Source organism: Chromobacterium sp. FG22 (assembly GCF_057809415.1).
This window is the reverse complement of sequence record NZ_JBMDJX010000001.1, coordinates 325,963-351,403: the sequence shown is the minus strand read 5'-3', so window position 1 is coordinate 351,403 and position 25,441 is coordinate 325,963. Positions and strand designations below refer to the sequence as shown.

The window sequence follows — 25,441 nt, the reverse complement described above, 5'->3', positions numbered from 1 at the left end:
ATCCTCAGTTGTCACTTTGCAGACTTACAGTCCTGCACTATGCTGATGGCAAGCAGTATTGATTTTATGAAGTTGATAGTTTTCCTGTTTTAAATGTTGCACTTAGATTAACTTCGAAGCACAAATACACAAGGGCACACTATCATGTTGAAGAAAGTCTTTATTCTTGCCTTGGCTGGCCTGCTCTCTGCTCCGGTGTTTGCCGCAGAGGAAGCCGCAGCGACCTCGGCGGCGGGCAGCAGCGCCGCCGGCACCACCTCCGCGGCAGCCGCTGGCGCCGCAGGCACCACTGCCGGCATTGCCGGCCTGAGCGTAGGCACCATCGCCGCCATCGGCGCAGCGGTCGCCGCAGCGGTTGCAGTTTCCAGCAACAGCGACTCCTCTACCTCCCACTCCGCCACCACCCACCATTAAACCGCCGTGCCTATGCACTGCGGCTTGACCGGACACTGGCCTTCGTCCCGAACAGGCAGCCTGCCTGCGCCCGCAACAGGCTGCCTGTGTTGCTGCCTGCGTCTGACATAGACGCTGCGTAAGCTTGACGTTCTTTATTGATATTCATTTGTTGTTCACAAAACCAAATCAATAACTCTAAATAAAGCAACCCATGCGTGGCATTCTGATAAAAGGGATCGTTTTCGGGGGTAGTTGCGGCCTGCTGTTGCCGGTTTACGCGCAACCGTCGCTCAATGGCCAATCCGGCTACATCAATATGCCATCGGCGGATCCTGGCCGCGATGGCTCTTTAAGCTTTGGATTCAGCTTCGACAAGCCATACAACACCTTATGGGTCTCGGCGACGGCGCTTCCCTTTCTGCAGATTTCGGGGCGTTATATCTCTATTGCCGGCATCGCCGGCTTTGACGATCAGCAATACGGCGGCGGCTACGGCAGTTTTAAAGACAAAGCCATCGACACAAAATGGCGTCTGCTCGAAGAGTCCGACTTTTGGCCCGCGCTCTCCTATGGCCGAACAGATATTTTCGGCACCGCCCTATGGCGCGGCAATTATCTGGTGGCCAGCAAACAGCTCCGGCCAAATCTGGAAGTTTCGGCGGGTGTCGGCTCCGGCCGGATCGAGGGCCCTTTCGGCGGCCTGCGCTGGACGCCGGAACGCTTCCCCCGCTGGTCGCTGGTCGCAGAATACGACGCGAATCACTACGCATCGGATTTCCGCGCCAAAGACACTTCCGCCGCGCAAAGGGAAAAAGGGCCTGCGGCCGGCCTTGAATATCGATGGGGCTGGCTGGGCCTGCAATTGGCCAAGCAAAAAAACCATGCCAGTCTGAATGCCTCTATAGAAATCCCCTTGAATGAGCGCGAATTCGTTCCCAAAATCAGCGAGCCCGCTTATTTCAGCGGCGGCCCCGAAGTCCCGCTCCGCCCCACCTTGCAACAATGGCATGCCGACAGCACCTATGGCCATGGTCTGGTCAGCGCGCTGAGCAAACAGGATTTCAAAAACATCCGCATCAGCATGCGCGGCGACGAGTTCGTGCTGGAACTGAGCAATAGCCGCATTTCCAATGTAGGCCGCGCGGTGGGCCGCGCGGTTCGCACCGCGTTGTACTTTACCCCGATTGAAACGCGCAGCATCCGCGTGGTCTACACCAAGCTGGAACAGCCGATCGCGACCTATAGTTTTTTCAACCTCGCCACCTTGAACGACTATCTACTGGGCAAGGTCGATCGCCAACGCTTTCTGGAAAGCGTCAGCATCACGCCGGGCAAGGACTTGGAGTTGGAAGGTGTCGACACGCAGCAGCTCAGCGCCAGCATCAAAGACAGCGTCAACCTGGAGATTCTGGCGGGCAAGGACGGCGACATCGTCCAGCTTAACGCCGAGGACAACGAGGCCAACCGCTTCCGGCTAGTGCCCAAAACCGGAGTTTACTTCAATGACCCCAGCGGCGCCTTCCGCTATGAAATCGCCGCCGCCGCCACCTATACGCGGCGAGTGGGAACCGGCTTGTTTCTGAATAGCGCGCTCAGCGCCAATCTCTACAACACAGTCTCCGGCGTCAAACAACCATCTAACAGCCTGCTGCCTCATGTCCGCTCCGACGTGGCCGAATACAAGAAAACCAATTCGCCCAAGCTGGACCGCCTGCTGCTGAACCAGTATCTGAGCTTGGGACCGAACACCTATGCCCGCGCCTCCGCAGGCATTTACGAGGAAATGTTCCGCGGAGCCGGCGGCCAAATCATCTATTACCCCGAAACCCGCCACTGGGCGATAGACCTCGCCGTGGACGCCTTGCAGCAACGTGACTTCAAGGGCTGGCTCGGCAAACGCGATTACCAGACAGTCACCGCGCTGGCCTCGCTGCACTACAAATTGCCGATGAACGTCACCGCCACGGTGCGGGCGGGCCGCTTTCTCGCCAAAGACAGCGGCGCCCGTCTGGAGCTGAAACGCCGCTTTCGTTCCGGCATCGAGATCGGCGCCTGGTACACCAGCACCAACGGCAACGACATCACCTCGCCCGGCGCGCCCAGTTCGCCCTATAAGGACAAGGGCTTGTTCATTTCCATCCCACTGAACAGCATGTTGACGCTGGACACCCAGGCGGTGGGCAATTTCGCTCTGTCCCCATGGACGCGAGATGTCGGCCAGATGGTGCTGTCGCCCGGAGACCTCTACGACCAGCTCAATGACCCGCGCAGCGATGTGAACGCCTATGACGGCCTAGGCAATTTCGCCGAACGGCCGGATGAGCAAGGCCTGCCTCAAGTCAACCCGCCCGCTCCGTCTTTCCACCCCTGGCCATCGGTGCGGCTGCGGCTGAGCGACTCCTCCAAGCAATTCGCGTCCATGGAGGACAAGCCGGGCGCCGTGGCCATTGCCGCCGGCATGACCCTGGCGGCGCTAGCCCTGGACAAGCCGGTAAATCAGGCGATGGGCCGGCATCAGGACAACCGTCTGCTCAAGGGCTGGAAGCAAATTGGCAAGACCCTGCCTGTCGCCGCGCTGGGTCTGGCGGGCGGCGCTTTCGCGCTGGGCGACGACAGGCTGAGCAACACTGGCTTGATCGCACTGGAATCCTCGGCGCTGTCCGCCGCCGGCAGCATCGCGCTGAAGGGCTTGGGCAACCGCGCGCGGCCAAACGCCAGCGATAAGCCCTGGCAACAACAGCCGGCGGGCAGTTCCCGCTTCCAAAGCAGCTTCACCTCCAATCACGCCGCGGTGCTGTTCGGCGCGCTGACGCCGTTTGCCAAGGAGTACGACCAACCCTGGCTGTATGGTCTGGCCGCCGTCGGCGCGCTCGGCCGCGTCGCCGGCAAGGATCACTGGTTGTCCGACGTCGCCGCCGGCAGCCTGCTCGGCTACGCCTCCGGCGCCTGGCTCTGGCATGCCCAGCGGGACGAGTCCCGTTACCGCACCTCGCTGATGCTGGGGCCTAAGCAGGCCGGCATCCAAGTTTCGAAATCACTGGATTGAAACGACCACCCATGACCCATCCGCTCGCGACCATGACTGCTTATCCAAGCCTCCGCCGCCAGATGATCCCGCTGCTTATCGCCCTGTGCGTCGCCAGTCCCGTCTACGCGGCCGCAAACGCCGCCGGCAATTTCTCCAGCACCATGATGCCCAGCTATGAGCCGGACCCCACGATGTACGGACAACCCAGCATCAACAATCAGGCCCCGCTTGCTCAACCGCAGCCATGGCCGCAGCAAACGCCGCAAACGCAATGGCAGCAGCAGCGCAGATTGCCGACGCCTCCCGGCGCGAAACCAGGCAAACGCGACCCGCTGCAAAATGAGCAGCAGGAAGAAAAGTTGCCACCCTTCGTCGAATACGTGAAAGTCGCCACCGGCAATATCCTGCCGGTCTTTGGCGCGGACCTGTTCGACAACCCTCCGTCAACCTTTGCCCCCAGCGGCGCCGCTCAGGTCAATCCGGACTATGTGATCGGCGCCGGCGACCAGATCCAGGTCAAGGGCTGGGGCATGGTCGATATCGATCTGACCCTGACCGTGGAACGCAACGGCACGGTATACCTGCCCAGAGTCGGCGCCATCGCGGTGGCCGGCGTGAAATTCAGAGATTTGCAAGACACGCTGAAAAAAAGCGTCTCGCGCGTATTCCACAACTTCGATCTGAGCGCCAGCCTGCTGCAAACCCGCGCCGTGCAGGTATACGTCGTCGGCAATGCGCGCACGCCCGGCAGCTATACCCTGGGCGGGATGAGCACCTTGCTGAACGCGCTGTTCGCCGCCGGCGGCCCCAACGACAATGGATCGATGCGTCATATCCAATTGATGCGCGACGGCAAGGCCGTCGGTCAGCTCGATCTCTACAAGATTCTGGTGGATGGGGACAAATCCAGCGATCTAACCCTGCGCGACGGCGACGTGATTCAAATCCGGCCGACGGGCAAACGGGTTGCCTTGCAGGGCGATGTCAAACATCCCGCCATCTATGAGTTTGCCGACGGCGACAGCGTCGCCGACCTATTACATTGGGCCGGCGGACTGGAGTCGGCGGCGGAAGGCAAAGCCTGGCAATTGGAGAAAAGCGTAGATAACCGCTTTGAAACACAATGGCAGACGCCCAACGGAAAAAGCGGTCTTAATAACGCCACCCTGACACAACTCAAACTGACGGCCAGCGATATTTTCCGGGTGTTCGCGCCCAATGCGCTGCCGGTAAACATCCAGCAAGACACCGAATACGTCCGCGTCAGCGGAGAAGTGAGGCAAACCGGCACCTTCCTGCTGCAAAAAGGCGAGACCTTGCGCGATTTGGTCATGCGCCTGGGCGGCTCCACGGAAAACGGCTATGTCTTCGCCACCAATTTACAGCGCGAGAACATCAAGAAAGAACAGCAGGCCAAGCTGGATGAGGTGGCCAATCGCTTTGAAAAGGAACTGGAGCAGGCCTCCGCCGCGCGCCTGTCCAAACAGACCGATAAAGACAATGTCGCGGCCATTACCGCGGAAGTCGAACGTCAGCGCAAGCTGGCGGAAAAAATGCGCACCATCAAAGCGGAAGGGCGCGTCGTGCTGGAACTGAGCGGCAGCGGCGCCCAAGTCAAAGACCTGCCCGATCTTCCCCTGCAGAACGGCGACTCCATCACCATCCCGCGCCGGCCCGGCACCGTCAATGTCTTGGGCTCGGTTTACCAGAGCAATGCCTTCATCTACAGGCCGCAACGCTCGGTGAAAGACTATCTGGACCTGGCCGGCGGCATCAGCCAGACCGGCGACAAATCCGCGACCTATGTGATCCGGGCCGATGGCACCGTGGCCAGCAATAATAATGCAGGCTGGTTCAACAGCCTGGGCGGCAAGCGCATCAATCCGGGCGACACCATCGTCGTTCCCGACGAGCTCGTCGTCAGCAGCTGGACTCAGTCACTGAAGGAATGGACCTCGATTCTCTATCAGTTCGGGCTGGGCGCCGCCGGCTTGAAAGTCTTGAAATAAGACAAGGCTTCATCACTTAACTCGGGATTCAGACATGTCCATACACGACAAGGCAGAAGCTCAAACCGTACCTTCCGATGACATCGATCTCATCGCTGTGCTGAAAACCTTGCTGAAACACAGGCGCTGGGTTATCGGCAGCGTTATCGCGCTGGGCAGCGGCGCCTTGATCCTGAGCCTGACGCTGCCGCCGTTGTATACCGCCACCGCCAAGATTCTGCCGCCCCAGCAGCAAAACTCGAGCATGAATATGCTGCTGGGCCAACTGGGTGGACTGGCCGGTGCGGCCGGAGGCATTGCTGGTCTGAAAAGCCCGGGCGAACTCTATATCGGCCTGCTGCAAAGCCGCACGGTGGCGGACAATTTAATTCAACAGTTCAAATTGAAACAGCGCTACGCCACGGAAACGATGGACGAAACCAGAAAGGCATTACAGAGCGCCAGCGCCTTCAACAGCGGCAAGGACGGCTTGATCAGCATCAACGTGGAAGACAAGGATCCCAAATTCGCCGCTGCTCTGGCCAACGGCTATATCGCCCAATTGATCCGGCTCAATCAGTCCCTAGCGGTCACCGACGCGGCCAAACGCCGGCTGTTTTTCGAGACCCAGCTAAAACAGACCAAGGAGCAATTGGCCACCACGGAAACCGCGCTGCGCCAGACCCAGGAGCGCACCGGCATGATTCAGCCGGATGGTCAGGTCCAGGCCATTATGAACACCGTTACCCAGCTGAAAGCCAGCATCGCCGCCAAGGAAGTGCAACTAGAGGCCCTGCGCAGCTACGCCACCGAACAGAACCCGCTCTATCAACGCAGCCGGCAAGAACTGGCCGGTTTGAAAACGCAATTGGCCAAACTGGAAAACGGCGCTGCAATCGCCGGCGACGTGATGGTGCCCACCGGCAAAATGCCGCAATCCGGGCTGGAATACCTGAGACGGCTACGCGAGGTAAAGTACCAGGAGACGATTTTCGAGCTGCTGGCCAAACAATATGAACTGGCCAGAATCGACGAAGCCAAGGATTCGTCCCAAATCCAGATATTGGACAGCGCCGCAATACCCGAGCTCAGAAGCAAGCCTATTCGCTCTTTGATCACCGTCGTGGGACTATTCAGCGGCTTGATGCTCGGCATCGCGCTGGCTCTGCTGCGCGAACGTTTCCAGATCGCGCAACAGTCCGGCCGCTTGCATGAGTTGAACTGGGCGCTGAAAGAGCGCTAGCGCGTCACCCGCCGCCTATACCCCATCCGGAACACGAAGCCCAGGACCAGCATCACCATCATGCTGGCCGCCAGACTCAGCGGGCTGGACCAGACCAGCGGCGCGATCAGGCCGGCCACCACGCTGGACATCATGGTCTGGAAGAAGCCCTGCAGCGAGGAAGCGGTGCCCCGCAGCGATGGGAACTGGTCCATCAGGTTTAGGGTGATGGACGGCGCGGCGATCGACATGCCGGTGGTGTACAGCGCCAACGGCAATACCGCCCACGGCATCGCGGCCTCCGGCGCCAGCAGGTTGTACAGCAGATTCCAGCCTGCGGCGACGAACATCACCACATAGCCCCGCGACACGATGTCCTTCTGCGCCACCCGTCCGGCCATCTTGCCGGACAGATAGGCGCCCAACATGATGCCGGACACGGCCGGGCCGAACATCCATAGAAACTGTTCCGGCCCCAGGTGCAGATGCTGCATCAGGAAGACCGGCGCCGACGGTATGTAAAGGAAGAAGCCGGCGAAATTGAAGGACACCGCCGCGGTCAGCAACTGGAACTCGCGCTTGCGCCCCACCTGCCAGTAATTGGCCAACAGGTATTTAACCTTCAAGGGCTGCCGCGCGGACTCGTGATGGGTTTCCGGCAAGGCGAACCAGCTCATCAGGAACAGCGCCAGACCGATCAGCGCCATGAAGACGAAGATGGAATGCCAGCCGAAGGCGCCGAACAGCCAGCCGCCCACCACCGGCGCAATCGCCGGTGACAGCGAGAACAACATGGTCACCTGCGACATCAGCCGCTGAGCGTCGGCGCCGTCCAGCTTGTCGCGGATGATGGCCCGCCCCACCACCAGGCCGGCGCCGCCGCAAAAGCCCTGCAGCGCGCGGAACAACAGCAATTGCCCCAGGCTGTCCGACAGCGCGCAGCCTATCGACGCCAGGCTGAACAGCAAGGTGGTGACCAGCACCACCGGACGGCGGCCCACCGCGTCCGAGATGGAACCGTGCCACAACATCATCACCGCGTAAGACAAAAGATATACCGTCAACGCCTGCTGCATCTGCAAGGGCGAGACCGCCAGGCTTTGCCCGATCGCGCTCATCGCCGGCAAGAAGGTGTCGATCGAAAACGGCCCCAGCGTGGACAGGGCCGCCAACAGGATTGCCAGCCCGAAGTGGCTGCGTGTGGTGGGATGCATGGCGGATAAATAACAATGAGAGTCAATGCATGGTAACGGTTGGGCCGGAACTTGCCAAACCGGACTGATGTAAATAAAACGTCATAGCCGGATATCGCTGCGCTCAGGCGCGCGCCGCTGGCGCCGGCTTCAATTTCGTGCCACGATCAATCCACTCCACGCCGGCCATAACAAGGAGAGACCAGCATGATTCGCCTGTACCACAACCCGCGCTGTTCCAAATCCAGGGAGGCGCTGAGCCTGCTGGAGAACGCCGGCGCGGAAATCGAAATCGTCGAGTATTTGAAGCACCCGCCCAGCTATGAAGAGCTGGAGCGCCTGTTGACGCTGCTGAATATGGAACCGCGCGATCTGATCCGCCAGAAAGAGGAGGAGTACGCCGAACTCTATCTGGACGACATCACGCTGGAACCCAAGCACCTGATTACCGCCATGATAGACAATCCCAAGCTGATTGAACGCCCTATCGCCGTTTGCGGCGATCGCGCCGTGGTGGGACGTCCGCCGGAGCGGGTGCTGCAGCTGCTGGGCTAGCCTTAGCCGGCATCGCCCATCAGCGCCCAGGGCTTTGGCCTTGGGCGTTTTTGCATGCGGCCGCCCCTGCCCAGCCCATTGCCTTCAAAATTATCACTTGCGGAATAGTAACTTCCGTTACTAAAATAACGGCTATGAATCCAACCAAGTCATTTCAAACGCTTGAGCAGGCCGTCAATCGGATCGAAGCGCGTTTTCCCGGCGTGCCGCGCCAGGAAGTCATTCTGGCGCGCTTGCTGTACCACATCCTGCCGCGGCTGTCCGCCCACCTGTGCGACAAGCTGAAGCATCACGGCCTCAACGAGACGGTGTGGATGGCCCTGCTGGCGCTGTACGCCTGTCCGCAACAGGCGCTCTACCCGTCTGAAATCAGCGACACGCTGGATTCATCGCGCACCAACGCCACGCGCATCGCCGACGAACTGGTCAAAAACGGCTGGGCGGCCCGCTCGCCCAGCGCGGAAGACCGACGCAAGATCCTGCTGGAGTTGACGCCGGGGGGCGTGCAACTCGTCGAATCGCTGCTACCCGTCTCCCGCGAATGTCACCGGGAGCTGTGGTCGGATTTCGACGCCGCGGAAAAGCAGGAGTTCGAACGCTTATTGCGCAAACTGCTCTGCAGCCTGGGCGGCTGAAGCTGGGGAACCGGCTTTTTTTCGTCCTTATAATAACTTGCGTGACTATCACATCATCAATCACTTCATCAATTGCTAATACAGCAAGTGAACACGGGGAGTCCCACAAGGTGAAAAAGACTCAATGGCAGCACGGCGTCAGCGCCCTGCTGCTCAGCGCCCTGTTGGGCGGCTGCGCGAGCTTCGGCCCGGATAGCGCGCCGGCCACGCAGCTCGATGCCGGGCAATTGCGGCTGAGCGACGGCCAGGGCGGGCAGATCGCCAGCGACTGGTGGACCCAGCTGAACGACACGACGCTGCACCAGTTGGTGGCGCGCGCCCTGCAAGAAGCGCCGTCCTTGAAGCTGGCCGAAGCCCGGCTGCGCCAGGCGCGCGCCGCCGTCGGCATCGTCGAAGGCAATAGCGGGCCCAAACTCGATTTCAGCGCCAATATGACCCAGCTGAACTACGAGTTTCCGGCGCCGATCTCGCGCGACTACGTCAACGCCTACACCGCCATGCTGATGGGCAGCTGGGAGTTCGACTTCTGGGGCAAGCACCGCGGCCAGATCGACGAAGCCGTCGGCCAACAGCAAGCCATCGCCTTCGAAGGCGCTCAGACCCGGCTGACGCTGACTCAGGCCGTCATCGCCCAATACACCCAGTTGCAGCGGCTGCAGGCGCAAAGCGCGGTGCTGGCCAAGCGCATCCAGCTGGCGGAGAGCCGTCAAACGCTGACCCAGGCCCGCATCAACGCCGGCCTGCTGCCGGGCGACAACCAGCGCGGCAACGAAGTCTCGCTGCACCGTCTGCGCCAACAGCAAAGCGCCTTGGCCCAGGACAGCGACCGCGCCCGCCACGCGCTGGCGGCGCTGACCGGCCAGGGACCGGACGCCTTGAACGCACTGCAAGCCGCCAAGAGCACGGCGCTGCCGCCGCTGGACGTGGACAGCCTGCACGCGGAACTGCTGGGCAAACGCCCGGACATCGCCGCCCAACGCGCGCGGGTGGAAGCCACGGCCGGCGCGGTCAAAGCCGCGCGCGCCGAGTTCTACCCCAATATCAAGCTGACCGCCTTCGCCGGCCAAACCTCGTTGGAACTGAACAAGCTGATGAACGGCAACTCCACCTTCTGGGGTTTCATGCCGGCAATCAGCCTGCCCATTTTCCACTCCGGCGCGATCCAGGCCAATCTGGGCAAGCAAAAGGCCGGCTACGACCTGGCTGTGCACAGCTACAACCAGACCGTGTTGGACGCGATGCGCGACGCCGCCGACGCCGTCAGCGGCTGGCAGCAAAGCGGCAAGCAACTGGAACAGGCCCGCCAGGCGCAGGACAGCAGCGGCCGCGCCGCCGACTCCGCCGCCGCCCGCTTCAAGGCCGGCATCATCAACAAGCTGAACCTGCTGGATGCCCAGGACAGCGCGCTGGCGCAACAGTCGGCGCGCATCGACGCCGAAGCCGGCCGCAAACTGGCTTGGGTCTCCCTGAACACCGCATTGGGCGGCGGCTTCAACGCTGCGCCCGCCACCCACTGAGAACGCATCCATGGACAAGAAAACCAAAACCGCGCAAGGGCGCAAACGCAATCTGATCGTCGCCACCACCCTGTTCGCCGCCATCGCCATCGGCTACGGCGCCTACTGGGCGCTGGTGCTCAGTCATCAGGAAAGCACCGACGACGCCTATGTCAGCGGCCACCTGGTGCAAGTCACCCCGGAAGTGGGCGGCACCGTCGCCAAGGTGCTGGTGGACGACACCCAGCACGTCAAAGCCGGTCAATTGCTGGTCAGCCTGGACAAGAACGACGCGCAGCTGAACTTCGACCGCGCCCGCAATGAATTCGCCCAAGCCGTGCGTCAGACCCGCCAATTGATGAGCAACACCCAACAGCTGGCGGCCCAGGTCACCCTGCGCGAAACCGAGCTGGCCCGCGCCGACGCCGACCTGAAACGCCGCAAACAGTTGGCCGGCACCGACGCGCTGTCGGCGGAAGAACTGGGCCACGCCAACGACGCCGTCGCCGCCGCCAAGGCCGCGCTGGACGCCGCGCGCGAACAGCAAAAAGCCAGCGCCGCGCTGCTGGGCAAGGACGCGCTGGCGCAGCAGCCTGCGGTCAAGGCCGCCGCCAGCCGGCTGAAGGAAGCCTGGCTCGCGCTGCAGCGCACCGAGATCAAGGCCCCGCTGGACGGCGCCGTCGCCCGCCGCAATGTGCAGGTTGGCCAGCGCCTGGCCGCCGGCACCCCGCTGATGTCGGTGATCCCGCTGCAAAACCTGTGGGTGGACGCCAACTTCAAGGAAGGCCAGCTGGCCAAGATCCGCATCGGCCAGCCGGTGGAACTGAAGTCCGATCTCTACGGCGGCAAGATCGTCTACCACGGCAAAGTGGTCGGCCTGTCCGCCGGCACCGGCAGCGCCTTCTCGCTGCTGCCGGCGCAGAACGCCACCGGCAACTGGATCAAGGTGGTTCAACGCGTGCCGGTGCGCATCCAGCTGGACCCGAAAGACCTGCAATCGCACCCGCTGCGCGTCGGCCTGTCCATGGACGCCGTGGTGGACACCTCCAGCACGGACGGCAAGGCCGTGGCCGAAGCCCAGCCCTTCGTCGCCCACCAGGACGTCTCCGGCCAGCTGCCGGACCTGAAACAGGCCGACGAACTGGTGCGGACGCTGCTGGCGGCCAACGCGGGTGAAGGCAAGGCCGAATAAGGGGTCCGGACCATGAATCATCCACCACTGACCGGCTCCAAGCTGGTCTGGATCACGCTGGCGCTGTCGATGTCGGTGTTCATGCAAGTGCTGGACACCACCATCGCCAACGTGGCCTTGCCCACCATCTCGGGCAACCTCGGCGCGGCCACCAGCCAGGGCACCTGGGTGATCACCTCCTTCGGGGTGGCCAACGCCATCGCGGTGCCGCTGACCGGCTGGCTGGCCAAGCGCCTGGGCGAAGTGAAGCTGTTCACCGCCTCCACCCTGCTCTTCGTGCTCACCTCCTGGCTGTGCGGCATGTCCAGCAGCCTGGAAATGCTGATTTTCTTCCGCGTGCTGCAAGGCGCGGTGGCCGGCCCGATGATTCCGCTGTCGCAGAGCCTGCTCTTGTCCTGCTACCCGCCGGAGAAGAAAGGCATGGCGCTGGCGCTATGGGCGATGACGGTGATCGTCGCGCCGGTGTTCGGCCCGATTCTGGGCGGCGTGATCAGCGACAACTGGCACTGGGGCTGGATCTTCTTCATCAACGTGCCGGTGGGACTGGCGGCGGCCTTCATTTCCTGGCGCATCCTCAAGCCGCGTGAAACCGAAACCGTCGATCTGCCTATCGACCGCATCGGCCTCGCCTTGCTGGTGATCGGCGTCGGCGCGCTGCAAATGGTGCTGGACCGCGGCAAAGAGCTGGACTGGTTCAACTCCACCGAGGTGGTCACCCTGGCGGTGATCGCGGTGCTGGCGCTGGTCTATCTGGTGATCTGGGAGCTGGGCGAGAAACATCCCATCGTCGACCTGAGCCTGTTCAAGCAGCGCAACTTCACCGTCGGCACCGTCGCCATCAGCCTGGGCTTCATGCTCTACTTCGGCACCGTGGTGCTGCTGCCCCTGATGCTGCAGACCCAGATGGGCTACACCGCCACCTGGGCCGGCCTGGCCGCGGCCCCCATCGGGCTGATCCCGGTGGTGCTGTCGCCCATCATCGGCAAGTACGCGCAGCGGCTGGACATGCGCTGGGTGGTGACTGTGAGCTTCAGCGTGTACGCGATCTGCTTCTTCTGGCGCAGCACCTTCAACCCGCAGATGGACTTCGCCTACGTGGTGTGGCCGCAGGTGGTGCAGGGCATAGGCGTGGCCTGCTTCTTCATGCCGCTGACCACGATCACCCTGTCCGGCCTGCATCCCAGCCAGATCGCCAGCGCGTCCAGCCTGTCCAACTTCCTGCGGATTCTGGCCGGCAGCATCGGCACCTCGATCACCACCACGATGTGGGACCGTCGCGAGGCGATGCACCACGCGCGCCTGACCGAGCATGTCAGCCTCTACGATCAGGCGTCCAACGCCTGGTTCCGGCTGCTGGACATGGCCGGCCTGTCCTCCGGACAGCAGGCGGCGCTGACCTCGCTGCAAATCACCAAGCAGGGCTACATCATGGCGGCCAATGAGATTTTCTGGCTGTCCGGCGTGCTGTTCGTGCTGTTGATCGGCCTGGTGTGGTTCGCCAAGCCGCCGTTCACCGCTGCTGGCGGCGACAGCGGCGCGCATTGAACACAATAGCCTGAATAGAACGGGCAACGCTTTACTGCGTTGCCCGTTTAACTATTCAACAAATACACTTCCCTGCAAATCCTGTGGCGTAATGTGATAAACACCTTGTGCTGGGAATTGGCGTGGCCGCTCTTTGTCGACCACTGCATATAGGACTTCTCGGTTACTCTGTTTTTGTAGAATTACCCGACACTCATCATCCGTTCTTCCAGTAAAAACTGGGCTCACTCTACGTAAAGTTTTTAACTCAACCTTAGCCTGCGGCTTTGTACCCAATAGCAATAAAACATATTCTCCATCAAGGCGAACAACAAGGTTATCAACCTCCATACCACCCTCCATCACGGTAATAAAGCCCCCTGATTGTAGTAGACCAGCATCTGAAACATGCTAGGGAGATATCCATACCCCCTGAATTGAAGTCAACTCTCCAGAGTCATAACAAGAACTTCCTATTCCCCTAGGAACACCGCGGCTCTCTTTTCGAGAAATGCCCGCATGCCCTCCTTCTGATCCCTCGACGCGAACAAGAGCTGGTAAGCCTTGCGCTCCAGCATCAGCGCCGTCGCCAACGGCGCGTCGGCGCCGGCCAGCACCACTTCCTTGATCTGCGCCACCGCCAGCGGCGGCAGCGCGGCGATCTGCGTCGCCAGCTCCAGTGCGCGCGTATCCAGCGCCTCGTCCGCCGTCACCTCGCTGACCAGGCCCATCGCCAGCGCCTCCGCCGCGCCGATGCGCTCGCCGGTCAACAGCAGCTTCATCGCGCGGAACTTGCCCACCGCCCGCAGCAGCCGCTGGGTGCCGCCGGCGCCCGGCATCACCCCCACCTTGACTTCCGGCTGGCCGAACTGGGCGGATTCGGCGGCGACGATGATGTCGGCGTGCATCGCCAGCTCGCAGCCGCCGCCCAAGGCATAGCCGGCCACCGCCGCGATCACCGGCTTGGGACAGTCGGCAATCGCCTGCCATAGCTTGTGCAGCTGGCGCTGCATCAGCTCTATGCTGCCGCAGTCGGCCATCTCGGTCAGGTCCGCGCCGGCGGCGAAAGCGCGATGGTCGCCGCACAGCAGAATCGCCCTGACGTCGGCCGCGGCGGCCAGCTCCTGGAAACGCCGCGCCAACTCCCGCCGCAGCGCCGTATTCAAGGCATTGAGCGCCTGCGGGCGGTTCAGGCGCAGCCGCGCCACGCCATCGGCCGGATAATCCAGCAAGATCAGTTCGTCCATCACGCCTCCTCCACCCTCTCCAGCACCAGGGCCACGCCCTGGCCGACGCCGACGCACATCGCGCACAGCGCCAGCCTATCTCCGCTGGCCTCCAGCTGACGCAGCGCGGTCAGCGCCAGCCTGGCGCCGGAAGCTCCCAGCGGATGGCCCAGCGCGATCGCGCCGCCGTTGGGGTTGACCCGGGCGTCGTCGTCGGCCAGGCCCAGTTGGCGCATCACCGCCAGCGATTGCGAGGCGAATGCCTCGTTCAGCTCGATCACGTCCATATCCGCCACGCTCAGGCCCAGCCGCCGCAACAGCTTTTCCGCCGCCGGCGCCGGCCCCATGCCCATGATGCGCGGCTCCAGCCCCACCGAGCACATGCCCAGAATCCGCGCCCGCGGACGCAGGCCGTGGCGCTTGAGCCCGGCGCCGCTGGCCAGCAACAGCGCCGCCGCGCCGTCGTTGACGCCGGAGGCGTTGCCGGCGGTGACCGAGCCGTCCGCCACCACGCCCTTGAGCCGCGCCAGCTCCGCCAGCGTGGTGGCCGGCCGCGGGTGTTCGTCCCGGATCACCCGCAGCGGCTCGCCCTTGCGCTGCGGCAGCTCCAAGGCCAGGATCTCCGCGTCGAAGAAACCGCGCTCGCGCGCCGCGGCGTAACGCTGCTGGCTGCGCAGCGCGAAGGCGTCCTGATCGGCGCGGGAAACCTTGAACTGGCGCGCGACGTTTTCCGCGGTTTCCGGCATGGAGTCGATGCCGAACTGACGCTGAAACGCCGGGTTGACGAAGCGCCAGCCTATGGTGCTGTCCTCTACCCGCGCATTGCGCGCGAACGGGCTCTCGGCCTTGCCCAGCACGAAGGGCGCGCGCGACATGCTCTCCACGCCGCCGGCCAGCACCAGTTCGGCTTCGCCTGCGGCGATCGCCCGCGCGGCCAGACCCACCGCGTCCAGTCCGGACGCGCACAGGCGGTTGACCGTGATCGCCGGCGCGGACTGCGGCAGGCCGGCCAGCAAGGCCGCCATCCGCGCCACATTGCGGTTGTCCTCGCCGGCCTGATTGGCGCAGCCCAGAATCACCTCGTCCAGGCAGGACCAGTCCAGCGGATGGCGCCGCATCAGCGCGGCGAGCGGCAGCGCCGCCAGATCGTCGGCGCGCACGCCGGAAAGCGCGCCGCCGTAACGGCCGAACGGGGTGCGAATGCCGTCACAGATATAGGCATGGGGCATGGGAAACCTCCTGGATCAACGGTGTTGGAACTGCGGCGGCCGCTTGTCGAGAAAGGCCTGCATGCCTTCCTTCTGGTCGGCCAGCGAGAAACTGGCGTGAAAGGCGCGCCGTTCGAACAGCAGGCCTTCGGCCAGGCTGGATTCGAAAGCGCGGTTCAAGGACTCCTTGATCAGCATCAGCGCCGGCAGCGAGTAGCCTGCCATCCGCGCGGCCAGCGCCTGCGCCGTCGCCAGCACGTCGGCGTCCGCCACCACCCGCGACACCAGGCCGGCGCGCTCGGCTTCGTCGGCGCTATAGAGCTGGCCGCTCAAGCACCATTCCATCGCCTTGGCCTTGCCGATGGCGCGCGGCAGCCGCTGGGTGCCGCCCATGCCGGGCAGGGTGCCCAGCTTGACTTCCGGCTGGCCGAAGCGGGCGGACTCGCCGGCGATGATCACGTCGCACATCATCGCCAGCTCGCAGCCGCCGCCTATCGCCAGGCCGCGCACCGCGGCGATCAGCGGCTTGCGCACGCCGCGCGCGCGCTCCCAGTGCCGGCTTACGTAATCGTCGAGAAAAACTTGCTGATAATCCCATTCGGCCATGCGGCCGATGTCGGCGCCGGCGGCGAAGGCCTGCTCGGTGCCGGACAGCAGAATGACGCTGATGTCGGGATCGCCGTCCGCCGCGTCCAGCGCGGACTCCAGCTCCCGCATCAGCTCGGGGCTCAGCGCATTGAGCTGCGCCGGCCGGTGAATTTCCAGGTGGCAGATCCGCTCAGCGCGGCGCTCCCTCAGATGCTCGCTCATGGTCAGTTCCCTCTCCACATCCATACACCCCGTGAAGAAACAACTGGCTGACTATCCGCGCCATGCCCTGCCGGTCCACCGCGCCGTCCGCGCGGAACCAGGTGAAGGTCCAGTTCATCATGCCGAACAAGGTCATCGTCACCGGTTTGACCTCCGTCGCCGGCAGCTCCGGCCGCAAACGGGCGATCAGTTCGGCAAAGGCGGACACCACGCCGGCCTGCTTGGCCTTCACCTTCAGCCGGTCCGCCTCGCCCAGGAATTTGACGTCCTGCACCAAGACCATGTGGTAATGGCGCGAGAACGCGTACTCCTCCATGAAGCGCTCGATCAGCAGCCGCAGATGCGCGTCCGCCGGCAGCGCTTGCCGCGCCGCCTCGTCGACGATGCCCACCAACCTATCCACATAGGTGTCGGCGATGTCGAACAGCAGATGCGATTTGTCGCGGTAGTAGTGATACAGCAGCGGCTTGGACATGCCGCACAGCTCAGCCAGTTGGGCTATCGAAGCACTGGGAAAACTCTGCTCGGCAAACAGGCGGGCAGCGTTCTCCAGTATGTTTTGTTGCTGCGCCTCGTAATTGGGAGATTTTGTTCTGGCCATATCCGCATATCGGTTGAATGAAAAGACCAGACGCGGCACCAGCGAACCTCCCCGATGACTACGAGCCGCCAGGCAAACCCCGGTCAAACCGGGGCTTGCCAGCGGTTCTAGACAAGCAACCGTCAACGCTCATCAAAACTGAGCACCACTTGCTGGGTCCGTGGACGCGCCTGACAGGCGAGCACGAAGCCTTGTTCCACCTCGGCCGCTTCCAGGGCGAAATTCTTGTCCATGGACACGCGGCCGGACAGCACCTTGGCTCGGCAGGTGCAGCATACCCCACCTTGGCAAGAGTAAGGTAGGTCGACCCCGGCCGCGGTAGCCGCTTCCAGGATGCGCTCGCCGGCGCTCAGTTCCAGTTGGCGCTGCTGGCCGTCGATGATCAGGGTGACGCTGGCCGCCGGATTGTCCTCGGCCGCCGCTGCCGGTTTGGCCGCGCCGCGCCCCGGTACGCCGAAACGTTCGTAATGGATGCGTCCGGCGGCCAGCCCGACGCGTTCCAGGCAGGCGCAGGCCTGATCAATCATATCGTTGGGACCGCAAACGAAGGCTTCGTCCACCGCGCCGTCCGGCAGCAGCGCGGCCAGCGCCCTGTGCAGCCGTTCGCCGTCGAGACGGCCGTGAAACAGCTCCGGCTGCTGCGCTTCGCGGCTGAGGAAGTGATACACCGCTAGGCGCGCCGGATAGCGCGACTTCAGCGCCGCCAGCTCGTCGGCGAACAGAATGCCGCCGCGCCTCCGATTGCCGTACAGCAAGGTGAAACGGCTGTGCGGCTCTCGCCGCAAGGTGGTTTTCAAAGTGGACAGCAAGGGGGTGATGCCGCTGCCGGCGACGATGCCCAGATAGTGCTTGCGCTGCTCCGCCGCCAGCGGCGTGAAAAAGCGCCCCTCCGGCGGCATCGCTTCCACCTCCTGCCCAAGCTGCCAATGCCGGTGAACGTGGCTGGAGAATACGCCGCCCTCCACCCGCTTCACCGCCACCCGTAAAATGCCTTCGTCCGCGCCGCAGCACAGCGAATAAGTGCGCCGCTGCTCCACGCCGTCGATATGTTCGCGAAACACCAGGTGCTGGCCCTGGGTGAAGCGGAAGCGCTCCTTAAACTCCGCCGGCGGCTCCAAGGTCAGCGAAATGGCGTCGTCGGTTTCCTGGCGACGTTCGACGACGCGCAGGCGATGGAAAGCTAGTCTCATCCCGGTCTCCTTACTCCGGTCCCTCAGTGGACTCAGATCGGCTTGAAATACTCGAATGGCTCCAGACAGGCCTCGCAGCGGTAAAGCGCCTTGCAGGCGGTGGAGCCGAACTGGCTCAGCCGCCGGCTGCGGACGGAGCCGCATTGCGGACAGGCCGGCGCCGCCGTTTGGAAGCGCAGCGGCTGCCAGTCGTCCTCGGCCGCCCTTGCGCAGGCCGGCGGCGCAATGCCGTAACGGCGCAACTTTTCGCGGCCGTCGGCGCTGATCCAGTCGCTGCTCCAGGCCGGACTCAGCTGGGTGCGCAACACCACCCGCTCTTCGCCCGCCTGACCCAAGGCCTGCCGCACCGAGGCGGCGATGGCCTCGGTCGCCGGGCAGCCGGAATAAGTGGGGGTCAGCGTCACCTCCAGATCCTCCCCCACCCGCGCCACCTTGCGCACGATGCCCAGATCGCACAGCGACACCGCCGGCACCTCGGGATCCGGCACCTGGTCCAGCACCCGCCAGGCTTGCGCCACGCTCAGCCGCGCGGCGCGCATCACCAGCGCCCTCCGGGATAGGCGCGCTGCAGGAACTGCATCTCCGCCAGCACATGGCCCAAGGATTCGCTGTGTTCGCCGCGCTTGCCGCCGGAGCGATATTCGGTGTCCGCCGGGGGCCGCAGCGTGGCCTCCGCCAGCACCGGCAGCATCAACGCCTCCCATTCCTTCCGCAGAAGAGCCGCTTGCGGCGCGACGCCGTCCAGGCGCCGCTCCAGCGCGTCCTCGTCGAACATCTCGGCCAGATACGGCCACCAATGCGTCAGCGCCCGCTGCATGCGCCGCCGCGATTCGTCGGTGCCGTCGCCCAGCCGCACCACCCATTCCGCCGCGTAGCGCAGGTGGTAGCAGCTTTCCGCCAACGCCTTGCCGGCGATCGCCGCCAGCCGCGCTTCGCCGCCGCCGCGCAAGGCCCGCCACACAGCCACTTGGTAGGCGCTGAACAGGGCGATGCGCAACACGGTCTGGCCGAAGTCGCCGTTGGGCAGCTCCAGCAAGGTCAGGTTGCGGAACGCCGGCGCGTCGCGCAGATAGGCCAGCGCGTCCTCGTCCCGGCCCCGTCCCTCCCATTCGCCTGCCAGGCTCAGCAGCAAGCGCGACTGGCCTATCAGATCCAGCGCGATATTGCTCAGCGCGATATCGTCTTCCAACTCCGGCGCGTGGCCGCACCATTCACCCAGGCGCTGGCCCAGCAACAAGGTGTTGTCGCCCAGCCGCAGCGCGTATTCGATCAGGTCCGCCGTCGCCGGCGGCTGCGTTTGCACAGCTATCTGCACAGACATCGCGCACTCCTCACATATGGTTCACGGCTTCCGGCAACTGGAAGAAGGTGGGCAAGCGATAAGTCTTGCTGGCCATCGGTTCGAACAGCATCTCGCGTTCGTCCGGCTCGCTGCAGCTCAGCGCCGCGCTGGGCAGCGCCCAGACCGCGCCGGGCGGGAACTCGCCGAAGGCCCGCTCCGCCCGCTCCAAGGCCTGCGATGCCGACGCGGCCAGCAGGCTGGCGACGTGCAGATGATCCAGACCCGGCTTGAGCTGCAGAAACACTTCGTACTGTTGCGACGCCTCGGCCTCCGTCGAAGACGGCGGCTCGCCGTTCTCGCTTAGGCGGGCGCTGGGCGCCACCCACAGGCTGATGCCCTCTTGGCGGCGGAAATAGATGTCTCTGGCCAGCAACAGCGCATGGCGCGCATCGGCGGCGTGCAGGCTGCTGGAGTGCTTGTATTGCAAGGCGTTGCGGCCAAGGACAAAGACCTCGAAACGCGGCCAGGCGTTAGGCTCGGACATGGTGGCTCCTGATCAGGCGGCGGCGCGCGCCGCCTGTTTGTCGGCATAGGCTCGGGCTGCGGCGCGCACCCAGGCCCCCTCTTCATGCGCACGGACGCGCGCGGTCATGCGTTCGCGGTTGCAGGGGCCGTCGCCCGCCAACACCCGCTTGAACTCCGTCCAATCCGGCTCGCCGAAGTCGTAATGACCGCGCGCCTCGTTCCAGACCAGCGCCGGGTCCGGCAGCGTGATGCCCAGCACTTCGGCCTGGGGCACGATGGCGTCGACGAACTTCTGCCGCAAATCGTCATTGGAAATGCGCTTGATGCCCCATTGCATGCTACTGGCGCTGTGCACCGAATCCCGGTCCGGCGGGCCGAACATCATCAGCACCGGCCACCACCAGCGGTTCACCGACTCCTGCACCATGGCCCGCTGCTCCGCGCTGCCGCCCATCATCGTCAGCAGCAGATCGTAGCCCTGGCGCTGGTGAAAGCTTTCTTCCTTGCAGATGCGCACCATGGCGCGGGCGTACGGGCCGTAGGAACAGCGGCACAGCGGAATCTGGTTCATGATCGCCGCGCCGTCCACCAGCCAGCCTATGGTGCCGATGTCGGCCCAGGACAAAGTGGGGTAATTGAAGATGCTGGAGTACTTGGCGCGGCCGGACAGCAAGGTCGCCACCATTTCGTCGCGCGGGCTGCCCAGGGTTTCCGCCGCCGCGTACAGATAAAGGCCGTGCCCGCCCTCATCCTGCACCTTGGCCAGCAGAATGGCCTTGCGCTTGAGCGTGGGCGCGCGGCCGATCCAGTTGCCTTCCGGCAGCATGCCCACCACTTCGGAATGCGCATGCTGGGAGATCTGCCGCAACAAGGTTTTGCGGTAGGCGAGCGGCATCCAGTCGCGCGCTTCTATCTTGTCCTCCGCCTGCAGCTTGGCGTCGAAGGCCTGCTGCTGAAGCGACGGCTCAGCCGCCGCCGCGGCGATGTCCGGCTGATCCAGGGCTTGGGTGTACATGGCGCATCCTCCTAGGTGAGCATCGCCGGAAACGGATGTCCGGCGCGCTGAAACAGCATATTAATTAATTTACCGGTCGTTCAATTAAAATACAAGCATTAACGCAACCTGCCCCTCGTCGCCTAGTCGCGCGGCCGCTTGTCCACCACCCGCCGCGCCTTGCCCACCGAGCGTTCTATCGTCATCGGCTCCACCACCTGCACTGTGGTCGTTACGCCGACATGGCTCTTGATGCTGTGCTGCAACTGCCGCGCCGCCAGCAGTTTGGCGTCGTCGCGCGCCGGCCCGCTGGGCTCGCGCTCGACGAAGACCGCCAGGCTGTCCAGGTGACCGTCTTTGTCGACCTCCAGATAGAAGTGCGGCGCCAGCCCCGTTTGCCGCAGAATCACTTCCTCGATCTGGGTGGGGAACACATTGACGCCGCGGATGATCAACATATCGTCGGACCGGCCGACGATCTTGCCGATGCGCCGCATCGAACGGCTGCTGGGCGGCAGCAGCCGGGTCAGGTCGCGGGTGCGGTAGCGGATCACCGGCATCGCTTCCTTGGTCAGCGAGGTCAGCACCAATTCGCCCTCCTCCCCGTCCGGCAGCACTTCGCCGCTGTGCGGATCGATGATTTCCGGGTAGAAGAAATCCTCCCAGATCACCGGGCCGTCCTTGCTTTCCACGCACTCGCTGGCCACGCCCGGCCCCATCACCTCGGACAGGCCGTAAATGTCCACCGCGTCTATGCCGGCGCGGCGCTCGATCTCCTGCCGCATCTGCCCGGTCCACGGCTCGGCGCCGAAGATGCCCACCTGCAAGGAGCAGGCCGCCGCATCCATGCCCCGGCGCTCCATTTCATCGAGGATGTTCAACATATAGGACGGCGTGACCATGATGATGTCCGGGCGGAAATCCTGGATCAGCTGCACCTGGCGCTCGGTCTGACCGCCGGACATCGGCACCACGGTGCACCCCAGGCGTTCCGCGCCATAGTGCGCGCCCAGGCCGCCGGTGAACAGGCCGTAACCGTAAGCGATGTGCACCATGCTGCCGCGCCGGCCGCCGGCGGCGCGGATGGAACGCGCCACCACCGTGGCCCAGGCCTCGATATCATTGCGGGTGTATCCCACCACCGTGGGCTGGCCGGTGGTGCCGCTGCTGGCGTGGATGCGCGACACCTGGTCTCGCGGCACCGCGAACAGGCCGAACGGGTAGTTGTCGCGCAAATCCGCCTTGCTGGTGAACGGGAAGCGGCTCAGATCCTCCAGCCGCCGCAATTGCCGGGGATGGACATCGGCTTGCTCGCACTTGGCGCGAAAGGGCGCGACATTGTCGTAAGTGTGTTGCAGCGTCCATTGCAGACGTTGCAGCTGCAAGGCGGACAGTTCGTCGCGGCTGGCGGTTTCCATCGCGTCCAGCTCGCTGGACATAGGGCGGGTGACGGGCATGGTGCTTCTCCTGTGTGGGTTCGGGGCTGGCTCTGCGGCCAATTGCTGCTGGCTGGACAAGACGGCGGGCTTGCGCTCCTTGGACGGGCGTTGAGAAACAAAAAACGGCATGCGGCCTTTTACTCGGCCCGCTCTCCGCTCCGGTGCGAGCGGCCGCGCAGCAGGGCCAGGGTTTCGCCGCGCTGATTGCTGATCCGCACATCGTAAAGACCTTGCCGAGCCCCCTGATGCAGGCACTCGGCCTCCGCCAGCAGGCAGTCCCCGCCGCGGGCCGGCAGCAGATACTCCACGCTGACGGCCGCGCCGACCGTCCTCGGCCCCCAGCTATTGCAGGCGACGGCGAAGGCGGTGTCCGCCAGCGCGCACAGCAGGCCGCCGTGACATAGCTGGAAGCCGTTGAGCATGTCGTCGCGCACGCGCATGCGTAGCCGGGCCCGGCCCGGCGCCACGTCCAGCAGCTCCATGCCCAGGCTAGCCGACGCCCGATCCTGGCTCAGCATCGCCAGCGCGCTGTTCTCGGCAAGTTGCCTAGCGGCTTCTGTCTCAGTCATGGAAGCGTCCTCCGGACAAGGCCAGCCGCCGCAGCAGCGGCGAGACGCGATAACGATCGTCGCCGTAGTGCGCGTGCAAAGCGTCCAATGCCTGCGCCAGATAGTCCGCACCGAGCTTATCGGCCCAGGCCAGCGGACCGCGGGGATAAGCGGCGCCCAGGCACATCGCCTGATCCACGCTGTCCGCCGCGGCCACGCCCTGCCCCACCGCGTCGGCCGCCTCGTTGGCCAGCATCGCCACGGTGCGCAACACCGCCATGCCGGCGGCGTCGTCCATCCGCGACACCAGCAGGCCGGCCGCCTGCAACACGCCCTCCGCCCGCGCCGCCGCCTCCGGCGCGGCCTGGTCCGCCATGGCCAGCGCCAGCCGCAGCGCGCTGGCGTAATCCAGAGCCAGATCGAACACCGCCCAGCCGGCGTGGCCGCTGTCCGCGGCGCGGCGGGTGGCGCTGCGGCCGTCGGACAGGGCCAGCCGCAAATCATCCCAACTCAGCCAGCCCTGCTCCGGCCCCGGCTCGCGTTCCACACGCACGCCGCCGGCCCGCAAGCGCGCCAGCAAGGGTTCGGCCGCGCCCAAGCCGCCATGCACGCGCAGCGCCGCGGGCGCCGCTTGCGGCGGCGCGGTGTCCGGCGCCGGCAAGGCCTGGCCGTAATCGTAAAAGCCGCGACCGCTCTTGCGGCCCAGGCGGCCGGCCGTGACCAACTCCTGCTGCAGCGGCGACGGCCGGAAACGCGGGTCCTGCTGCATCGCCTGATACACCGACTGCGTCACCGCGAAATTCACGTCATGGCCGATCAGGTCCATCAATTCCAAAGGTCCCATCGCGAAGCCGCCGGCTTCGCGCAGCAAGGCGTCCAACGTGGATGGCGCGCAAGCGCCTTCTTGCAGCAGCCGCAAGGCCTCGGCGTAGAAAGGCCGCGCCACCCGGTTGACGATGAAGCCGGGAGTGGACGCGGCCGGCGCCGGCGTCTTGCCCCAAGCGCGCATCCACTGGCACAGACGCTCCGACAAAGCCGGCGCGGTCTCCAGCCCGCTCACCACTTCCACCAGCCTCATCCGCGTGGCCGGATTGAAGAAATGCAGACCGATCACCCGCTCGGGATGACGCAGACCCGCCGCCAGCGCGGTGATGGACAGAGAGGAGGTGTTGCTGGCCAGGATGGCGGCGGCCGGCAACAGGGCGTCCAACTGACGCAGCAGCGCCTGCTTGGCGTCCAGACGTTCGACGATGGCCTCTATCGCCAAGGCGGCGTCGGCCAGCTCCTCCAGACAGGAGGCCGGCCGCAGCCGGCGGCGCGCGGCGTCCAGTTGCGACTGGCTCCATTTGCCGCGCCGGACCAGGCCGGCCCAGTCCGCGGCGATCGCATCCGGCGCCGCCGCCGCCGCGGCCGCGTCCTGATCGTAGAGATAGACCTCATGCCCCGCCGCAGCGGCCACCGCGGCGATGCCGCGCCCCATCGCGCCGGCGCCTATCACCGCCACGCGCTGTTCCTTGTCAGGTTTCATGGTCATCGTCCTCCAAAGCGCGGCGGCCGCTTGCCCAGAAAAGCCGCCACGCCTTCGCGGTAATCGGCGCTGAAGCCCAGCTCCCGCTGCGTGTCGCGCTCCAATTGCAGTTGCCGCTCCAGACTGTTGCCCTCGGCCGCCTGCAGCGCCTGCTTGATCCTCGCGTAGGCCAGCGTCGGCCCGCTGGCCAGTTGCTCGGCAAGCTGCCGCACCGCGGCGGGAAAATCCTCGTCGTCTACGCAGCGCCAGATCAAGCCCCATTGCTCGGCACGCTCGGCCGGCAAGGGCTCGGCCAGCAGCGCCAGCCCCATCGCCCGCGCCTGGCCCAGCAAACGCGGCAGCCAGTAACTGCCGCCGGCGTCCGGCAGCAGACCGATCTTGCTGAAGGCCTGGATGAAACTCGCCGAGCGGGCGGCGATCACCAGATCGCAAGCCAGGGCGATATTCGCTCCGGCCCCGGCCGCCACGCCGTTGACCGCGGCGATCACCGGCTTGGGCATATCGCGCAGCCGCCGCACCAGCGGCGCGTAGTAAGCCTCGATGGACAAGCCCAGATCCGCCGGCGGCTGTCCCGGCTCCGGCGCCCGATCGCTCAGATCCTGGCCGGCGCAGAAAGCGCGGCCGGCGCCGGTCAGCACCAGCGCCCGGACCTCGGCGTCGTCGCGCAGGCGGTCCAAGGCCGCCGCCAAGGCCTGGTGCATGGCGGGGTTGAAGCTGTTCAGCCTTTGCGGCCGATTCAGCGTCACGGTCGCCACTCCGGCCTCCAGATTCACCTCAATACTCGTTTCCGCTGCCTGCATGCTCGCCTCCCCTTTGGGCGCGGCCTTGGCTCAACTGGCCAAACCGCCACTTCGGCAAACG

Annotated in this window: 24 protein-coding genes; 9 read left to right on the top strand and 15 right to left on the bottom strand. The window is 64.5% G+C overall.

All coding sequences use genetic code 11. The features are described from left to right. Positions 1 to 144: 144 nt before the first annotated feature. The 4 genes from ACODSD_RS01650 (at position 145) to ACODSD_RS01635 (ending at position 6,655) form a co-directional block, all read left to right on the top strand. Positions 145 to 414, top strand: a complete 270-nt coding sequence (locus ACODSD_RS01650) for a hypothetical protein (RefSeq protein ID WP_019101144.1) — start codon at positions 145 to 147, stop codon at positions 412 to 414. A 193-nt stretch (positions 415 to 607) separates the two neighbouring features. Next, positions 608 to 3,442, top strand: a complete 2,835-nt coding sequence (locus ACODSD_RS01645) for a YjbH domain-containing protein (RefSeq protein ID WP_488876642.1) — start codon at positions 608 to 610, stop codon at positions 3,440 to 3,442. Between the two features lie 62 nt (positions 3,443 to 3,504). Continuing rightward, positions 3,505 to 5,433: an SLBB domain-containing protein gene (locus ACODSD_RS01640; protein ID WP_488876641.1), complete on the top strand. Its 1,929-nt coding sequence runs from the start codon at positions 3,505 to 3,507 to the stop codon at positions 5,431 to 5,433. Positions 5,434 to 5,467: 34 nt separating this feature from the next. Beyond that, positions 5,468 to 6,655 carry a GumC family protein gene (locus tag ACODSD_RS01635; RefSeq protein ID WP_488876640.1) on the top strand — a complete coding sequence of 396 codons (1,188 nt, stop codon included), beginning with the start codon at positions 5,468 to 5,470 and terminating at the stop codon, positions 6,653 to 6,655. Here ACODSD_RS01635 and ACODSD_RS01630 read toward each other — a convergent pair. After that, on the bottom strand, positions 6,652 to 7,848 hold the full coding sequence (locus tag ACODSD_RS01630) for a multidrug effflux MFS transporter (protein WP_253314184.1): 1,197 nt from the start codon (positions 7,846 to 7,848) through the stop codon (positions 6,652 to 6,654). The genes ACODSD_RS01635 and ACODSD_RS01630 overlap by 4 nt on opposite strands. 186 nt (positions 7,849 to 8,034) lie before the next feature. Here ACODSD_RS01630 and arsC point away from each other — a divergent pair, with 186 nt between their 5' ends. From arsC to ACODSD_RS01605, 5 genes are all read left to right on the top strand, one after another. Beyond that, positions 8,035 to 8,382 (top strand): arsenate reductase (glutaredoxin), encoded by a 348-nt coding sequence (gene arsC / locus ACODSD_RS01625; RefSeq protein WP_235086136.1) that lies wholly within the window; start codon positions 8,035 to 8,037, stop codon positions 8,380 to 8,382. Between the two features lie 134 nt (positions 8,383 to 8,516). Continuing rightward, positions 8,517 to 9,017 (top strand): MarR family transcriptional regulator, encoded by a 501-nt coding sequence (locus ACODSD_RS01620; RefSeq protein WP_043635397.1) that lies wholly within the window; start codon positions 8,517 to 8,519, stop codon positions 9,015 to 9,017. A gap of 110 nt (positions 9,018 to 9,127) precedes the next feature. After that, entirely contained in the window at positions 9,128 to 10,534 is a 1,407-nt protein-coding gene (locus tag ACODSD_RS01615) for an efflux transporter outer membrane subunit (protein WP_488876639.1), read from the top strand. Between the two features lie 10 nt (positions 10,535 to 10,544). Continuing rightward, the gene (locus ACODSD_RS01610; protein ID WP_107800764.1) at positions 10,545 to 11,705 is read left to right on the top strand and encodes an EmrA/EmrK family multidrug efflux transporter periplasmic adaptor subunit; all 1,161 of its coding nucleotides are present in this window, start codon (positions 10,545 to 10,547) and stop codon (positions 11,703 to 11,705) included. A gap of 12 nt (positions 11,706 to 11,717) precedes the next feature. After that, complete coding sequence (locus ACODSD_RS01605) at positions 11,718 to 13,250, top strand: DHA2 family efflux MFS transporter permease subunit (RefSeq protein ID WP_107800765.1); 1,533 nt, start codon at positions 11,718 to 11,720, stop codon at positions 13,248 to 13,250. A gap of 51 nt (positions 13,251 to 13,301) precedes the next feature. Here ACODSD_RS01605 and ACODSD_RS01600 read toward each other — a convergent pair whose 3' ends face one another. From ACODSD_RS01600 to paaG, 14 genes are all read right to left on the bottom strand, one after another. After that, positions 13,302 to 13,580 (bottom strand): hypothetical protein, encoded by a 279-nt coding sequence (locus ACODSD_RS01600; RefSeq protein ID WP_231461480.1) that lies wholly within the window; start codon positions 13,578 to 13,580, stop codon positions 13,302 to 13,304. A gap of 122 nt (positions 13,581 to 13,702) precedes the next feature. Further along, positions 13,703 to 14,476: an enoyl-CoA hydratase-related protein gene (locus tag ACODSD_RS01595; RefSeq protein ID WP_488876638.1), complete on the bottom strand. Its 774-nt coding sequence runs from the start codon at positions 14,474 to 14,476 to the stop codon at positions 13,703 to 13,705. Beyond that, a complete protein-coding gene (gene pcaF, locus ACODSD_RS01590; RefSeq protein WP_253314179.1) occupies positions 14,476 to 15,684 on the bottom strand; it encodes a 3-oxoadipyl-CoA thiolase in 1,209 nt (402 codons plus the stop codon). The genes ACODSD_RS01595 and pcaF overlap by 1 nt, the downstream gene beginning before the upstream one ends. 15 nt (positions 15,685 to 15,699) lie before the next feature. After that, entirely contained in the window at positions 15,700 to 16,473 is a 774-nt protein-coding gene (locus ACODSD_RS01585; RefSeq protein ID WP_107800768.1) for an enoyl-CoA hydratase-related protein, read from the bottom strand. Further along, positions 16,442 to 17,074, bottom strand: a complete 633-nt coding sequence (locus ACODSD_RS01580; RefSeq protein WP_107800769.1) for a TetR/AcrR family transcriptional regulator — start codon at positions 17,072 to 17,074, stop codon at positions 16,442 to 16,444. The genes ACODSD_RS01585 and ACODSD_RS01580 overlap by 32 nt, the downstream gene beginning before the upstream one ends. 122 nt (positions 17,075 to 17,196) lie before the next feature. After that, positions 17,197 to 18,264 carry a 1,2-phenylacetyl-CoA epoxidase subunit PaaE gene (gene paaE, locus ACODSD_RS01575; protein ID WP_235086129.1) on the bottom strand — a complete coding sequence of 356 codons (1,068 nt, stop codon included), beginning with the start codon at positions 18,262 to 18,264 and terminating at the stop codon, positions 17,197 to 17,199. A gap of 32 nt (positions 18,265 to 18,296) precedes the next feature. Next, complete coding sequence (gene paaD / locus ACODSD_RS01570) at positions 18,297 to 18,803, bottom strand: 1,2-phenylacetyl-CoA epoxidase subunit PaaD (RefSeq protein ID WP_107800771.1); 507 nt, start codon at positions 18,801 to 18,803, stop codon at positions 18,297 to 18,299. Beyond that, a complete protein-coding gene (paaC, locus tag ACODSD_RS01565) occupies positions 18,803 to 19,585 on the bottom strand; it encodes a 1,2-phenylacetyl-CoA epoxidase subunit PaaC (protein ID WP_488876637.1) in 783 nt (260 codons plus the stop codon). Before paaC ends, paaD begins: the two co-directional genes overlap by 1 nt. A 10-nt stretch (positions 19,586 to 19,595) precedes the next feature. After that, complete coding sequence (locus tag ACODSD_RS01560; RefSeq protein WP_488876636.1) at positions 19,596 to 20,090, bottom strand: hypothetical protein; 495 nt, start codon at positions 20,088 to 20,090, stop codon at positions 19,596 to 19,598. A gap of 12 nt (positions 20,091 to 20,102) precedes the next feature. After that, complete coding sequence (gene paaA / locus ACODSD_RS01555) at positions 20,103 to 21,086, bottom strand: 1,2-phenylacetyl-CoA epoxidase subunit PaaA (RefSeq protein WP_486635991.1); 984 nt, start codon at positions 21,084 to 21,086, stop codon at positions 20,103 to 20,105. Between the two features lie 122 nt (positions 21,087 to 21,208). Continuing rightward, complete coding sequence (paaK, locus tag ACODSD_RS01550; protein ID WP_488876635.1) at positions 21,209 to 22,522, bottom strand: phenylacetate--CoA ligase PaaK; 1,314 nt, start codon at positions 22,520 to 22,522, stop codon at positions 21,209 to 21,211. A gap of 119 nt (positions 22,523 to 22,641) precedes the next feature. After that, on the bottom strand, positions 22,642 to 23,073 hold the full coding sequence (gene paaI / locus ACODSD_RS01545) for a hydroxyphenylacetyl-CoA thioesterase PaaI (protein ID WP_107800774.1): 432 nt from the start codon (positions 23,071 to 23,073) through the stop codon (positions 22,642 to 22,644). Continuing rightward, positions 23,066 to 24,580, bottom strand: coding sequence for a 3-hydroxyacyl-CoA dehydrogenase (locus ACODSD_RS01540; protein ID WP_488876634.1), 1,515 nt, complete (start codon positions 24,578 to 24,580; stop codon positions 23,066 to 23,068). Before ACODSD_RS01540 ends, paaI begins: the two co-directional genes overlap by 8 nt. Positions 24,581 to 24,582: 2 nt before the next feature. Beyond that, positions 24,583 to 25,380 carry a 2-(1,2-epoxy-1,2-dihydrophenyl)acetyl-CoA isomerase PaaG gene (gene paaG, locus ACODSD_RS01535; RefSeq protein ID WP_107800776.1) on the bottom strand — a complete coding sequence of 266 codons (798 nt, stop codon included), beginning with the start codon at positions 25,378 to 25,380 and terminating at the stop codon, positions 24,583 to 24,585. Positions 25,381 to 25,441 lie beyond the last annotated feature (61 nt).

Bases quoted from the DNA above. Each gene is read 5' to 3' on its own strand.
- arsC (WP_235086136.1), top strand. From the start codon at position 8,035: ATGATTCGCCTGTACCACAACCCGCGCTGTTCCAAATCCAGGGAGGCG.
- ACODSD_RS01645 (WP_488876642.1), top strand. From the start codon at position 608: ATGCGTGGCATTCTGATAAAAGGGATCGTTTTCGGGGGTAGTTGCGGC.
- ACODSD_RS01640 (WP_488876641.1), top strand. From the start codon at position 3,505: ATGATCCCGCTGCTTATCGCCCTGTGCGTCGCCAGTCCCGTCTACGCG.
- ACODSD_RS01560 (WP_488876636.1), bottom strand. From the start codon at position 20,090: ATGTCCGAGCCTAACGCCTGGCCGCGTTTCGAGGTCTTTGTCCTTGGC.
- ACODSD_RS01610 (WP_107800764.1), top strand. From the start codon at position 10,545: ATGGACAAGAAAACCAAAACCGCGCAAGGGCGCAAACGCAATCTGATC.
- paaE (WP_235086129.1), bottom strand. From the start codon at position 18,264: ATGAGACTAGCTTTCCATCGCCTGCGCGTCGTCGAACGTCGCCAGGAA.
- ACODSD_RS01605 (WP_107800765.1), top strand. From the start codon at position 11,718: ATGAATCATCCACCACTGACCGGCTCCAAGCTGGTCTGGATCACGCTG.
- pcaF (WP_253314179.1), bottom strand. From the start codon at position 15,684: ATGCCCCATGCCTATATCTGTGACGGCATTCGCACCCCGTTCGGCCGT.
- paaC (WP_488876637.1), bottom strand. From the start codon at position 19,585: ATGTCTGTGCAGATAGCTGTGCAAACGCAGCCGCCGGCGACGGCGGAC.
- ACODSD_RS01600 (WP_231461480.1), bottom strand. From the start codon at position 13,580: ATGGAGGTTGATAACCTTGTTGTTCGCCTTGATGGAGAATATGTTTTA.
- ACODSD_RS01585 (WP_107800768.1), bottom strand. From the start codon at position 16,473: ATGAGCGAGCATCTGAGGGAGCGCCGCGCTGAGCGGATCTGCCACCTG.
- ACODSD_RS01620 (WP_043635397.1), top strand. From the start codon at position 8,517: ATGAATCCAACCAAGTCATTTCAAACGCTTGAGCAGGCCGTCAATCGG.
- paaK (WP_488876635.1), bottom strand. From the start codon at position 22,522: ATGCCCGTCACCCGCCCTATGTCCAGCGAGCTGGACGCGATGGAAACC.
- ACODSD_RS01540 (WP_488876634.1), bottom strand. From the start codon at position 24,580: ATGAAACCTGACAAGGAACAGCGCGTGGCGGTGATAGGCGCCGGCGCG.
- ACODSD_RS01580 (WP_107800769.1), bottom strand. From the start codon at position 17,074: ATGGCCAGAACAAAATCTCCCAATTACGAGGCGCAGCAACAAAACATA.
- paaD (WP_107800771.1), bottom strand. From the start codon at position 18,803: ATGCGCGCCGCGCGGCTGAGCGTGGCGCAAGCCTGGCGGGTGCTGGAC.
- ACODSD_RS01650 (WP_019101144.1), top strand. From the start codon at position 145: ATGTTGAAGAAAGTCTTTATTCTTGCCTTGGCTGGCCTGCTCTCTGCT.
- paaI (WP_107800774.1), bottom strand. From the start codon at position 23,073: ATGACTGAGACAGAAGCCGCTAGGCAACTTGCCGAGAACAGCGCGCTG.
- ACODSD_RS01630 (WP_253314184.1), bottom strand. From the start codon at position 7,848: ATGCATCCCACCACACGCAGCCACTTCGGGCTGGCAATCCTGTTGGCG.
- ACODSD_RS01595 (WP_488876638.1), bottom strand. From the start codon at position 14,476: ATGGACGAACTGATCTTGCTGGATTATCCGGCCGATGGCGTGGCGCGG.
- paaA (WP_486635991.1), bottom strand. From the start codon at position 21,086: ATGTACACCCAAGCCCTGGATCAGCCGGACATCGCCGCGGCGGCGGCT.
- ACODSD_RS01635 (WP_488876640.1), top strand. From the start codon at position 5,468: ATGTCCATACACGACAAGGCAGAAGCTCAAACCGTACCTTCCGATGAC.
- paaG (WP_107800776.1), bottom strand. From the start codon at position 25,380: ATGCAGGCAGCGGAAACGAGTATTGAGGTGAATCTGGAGGCCGGAGTG.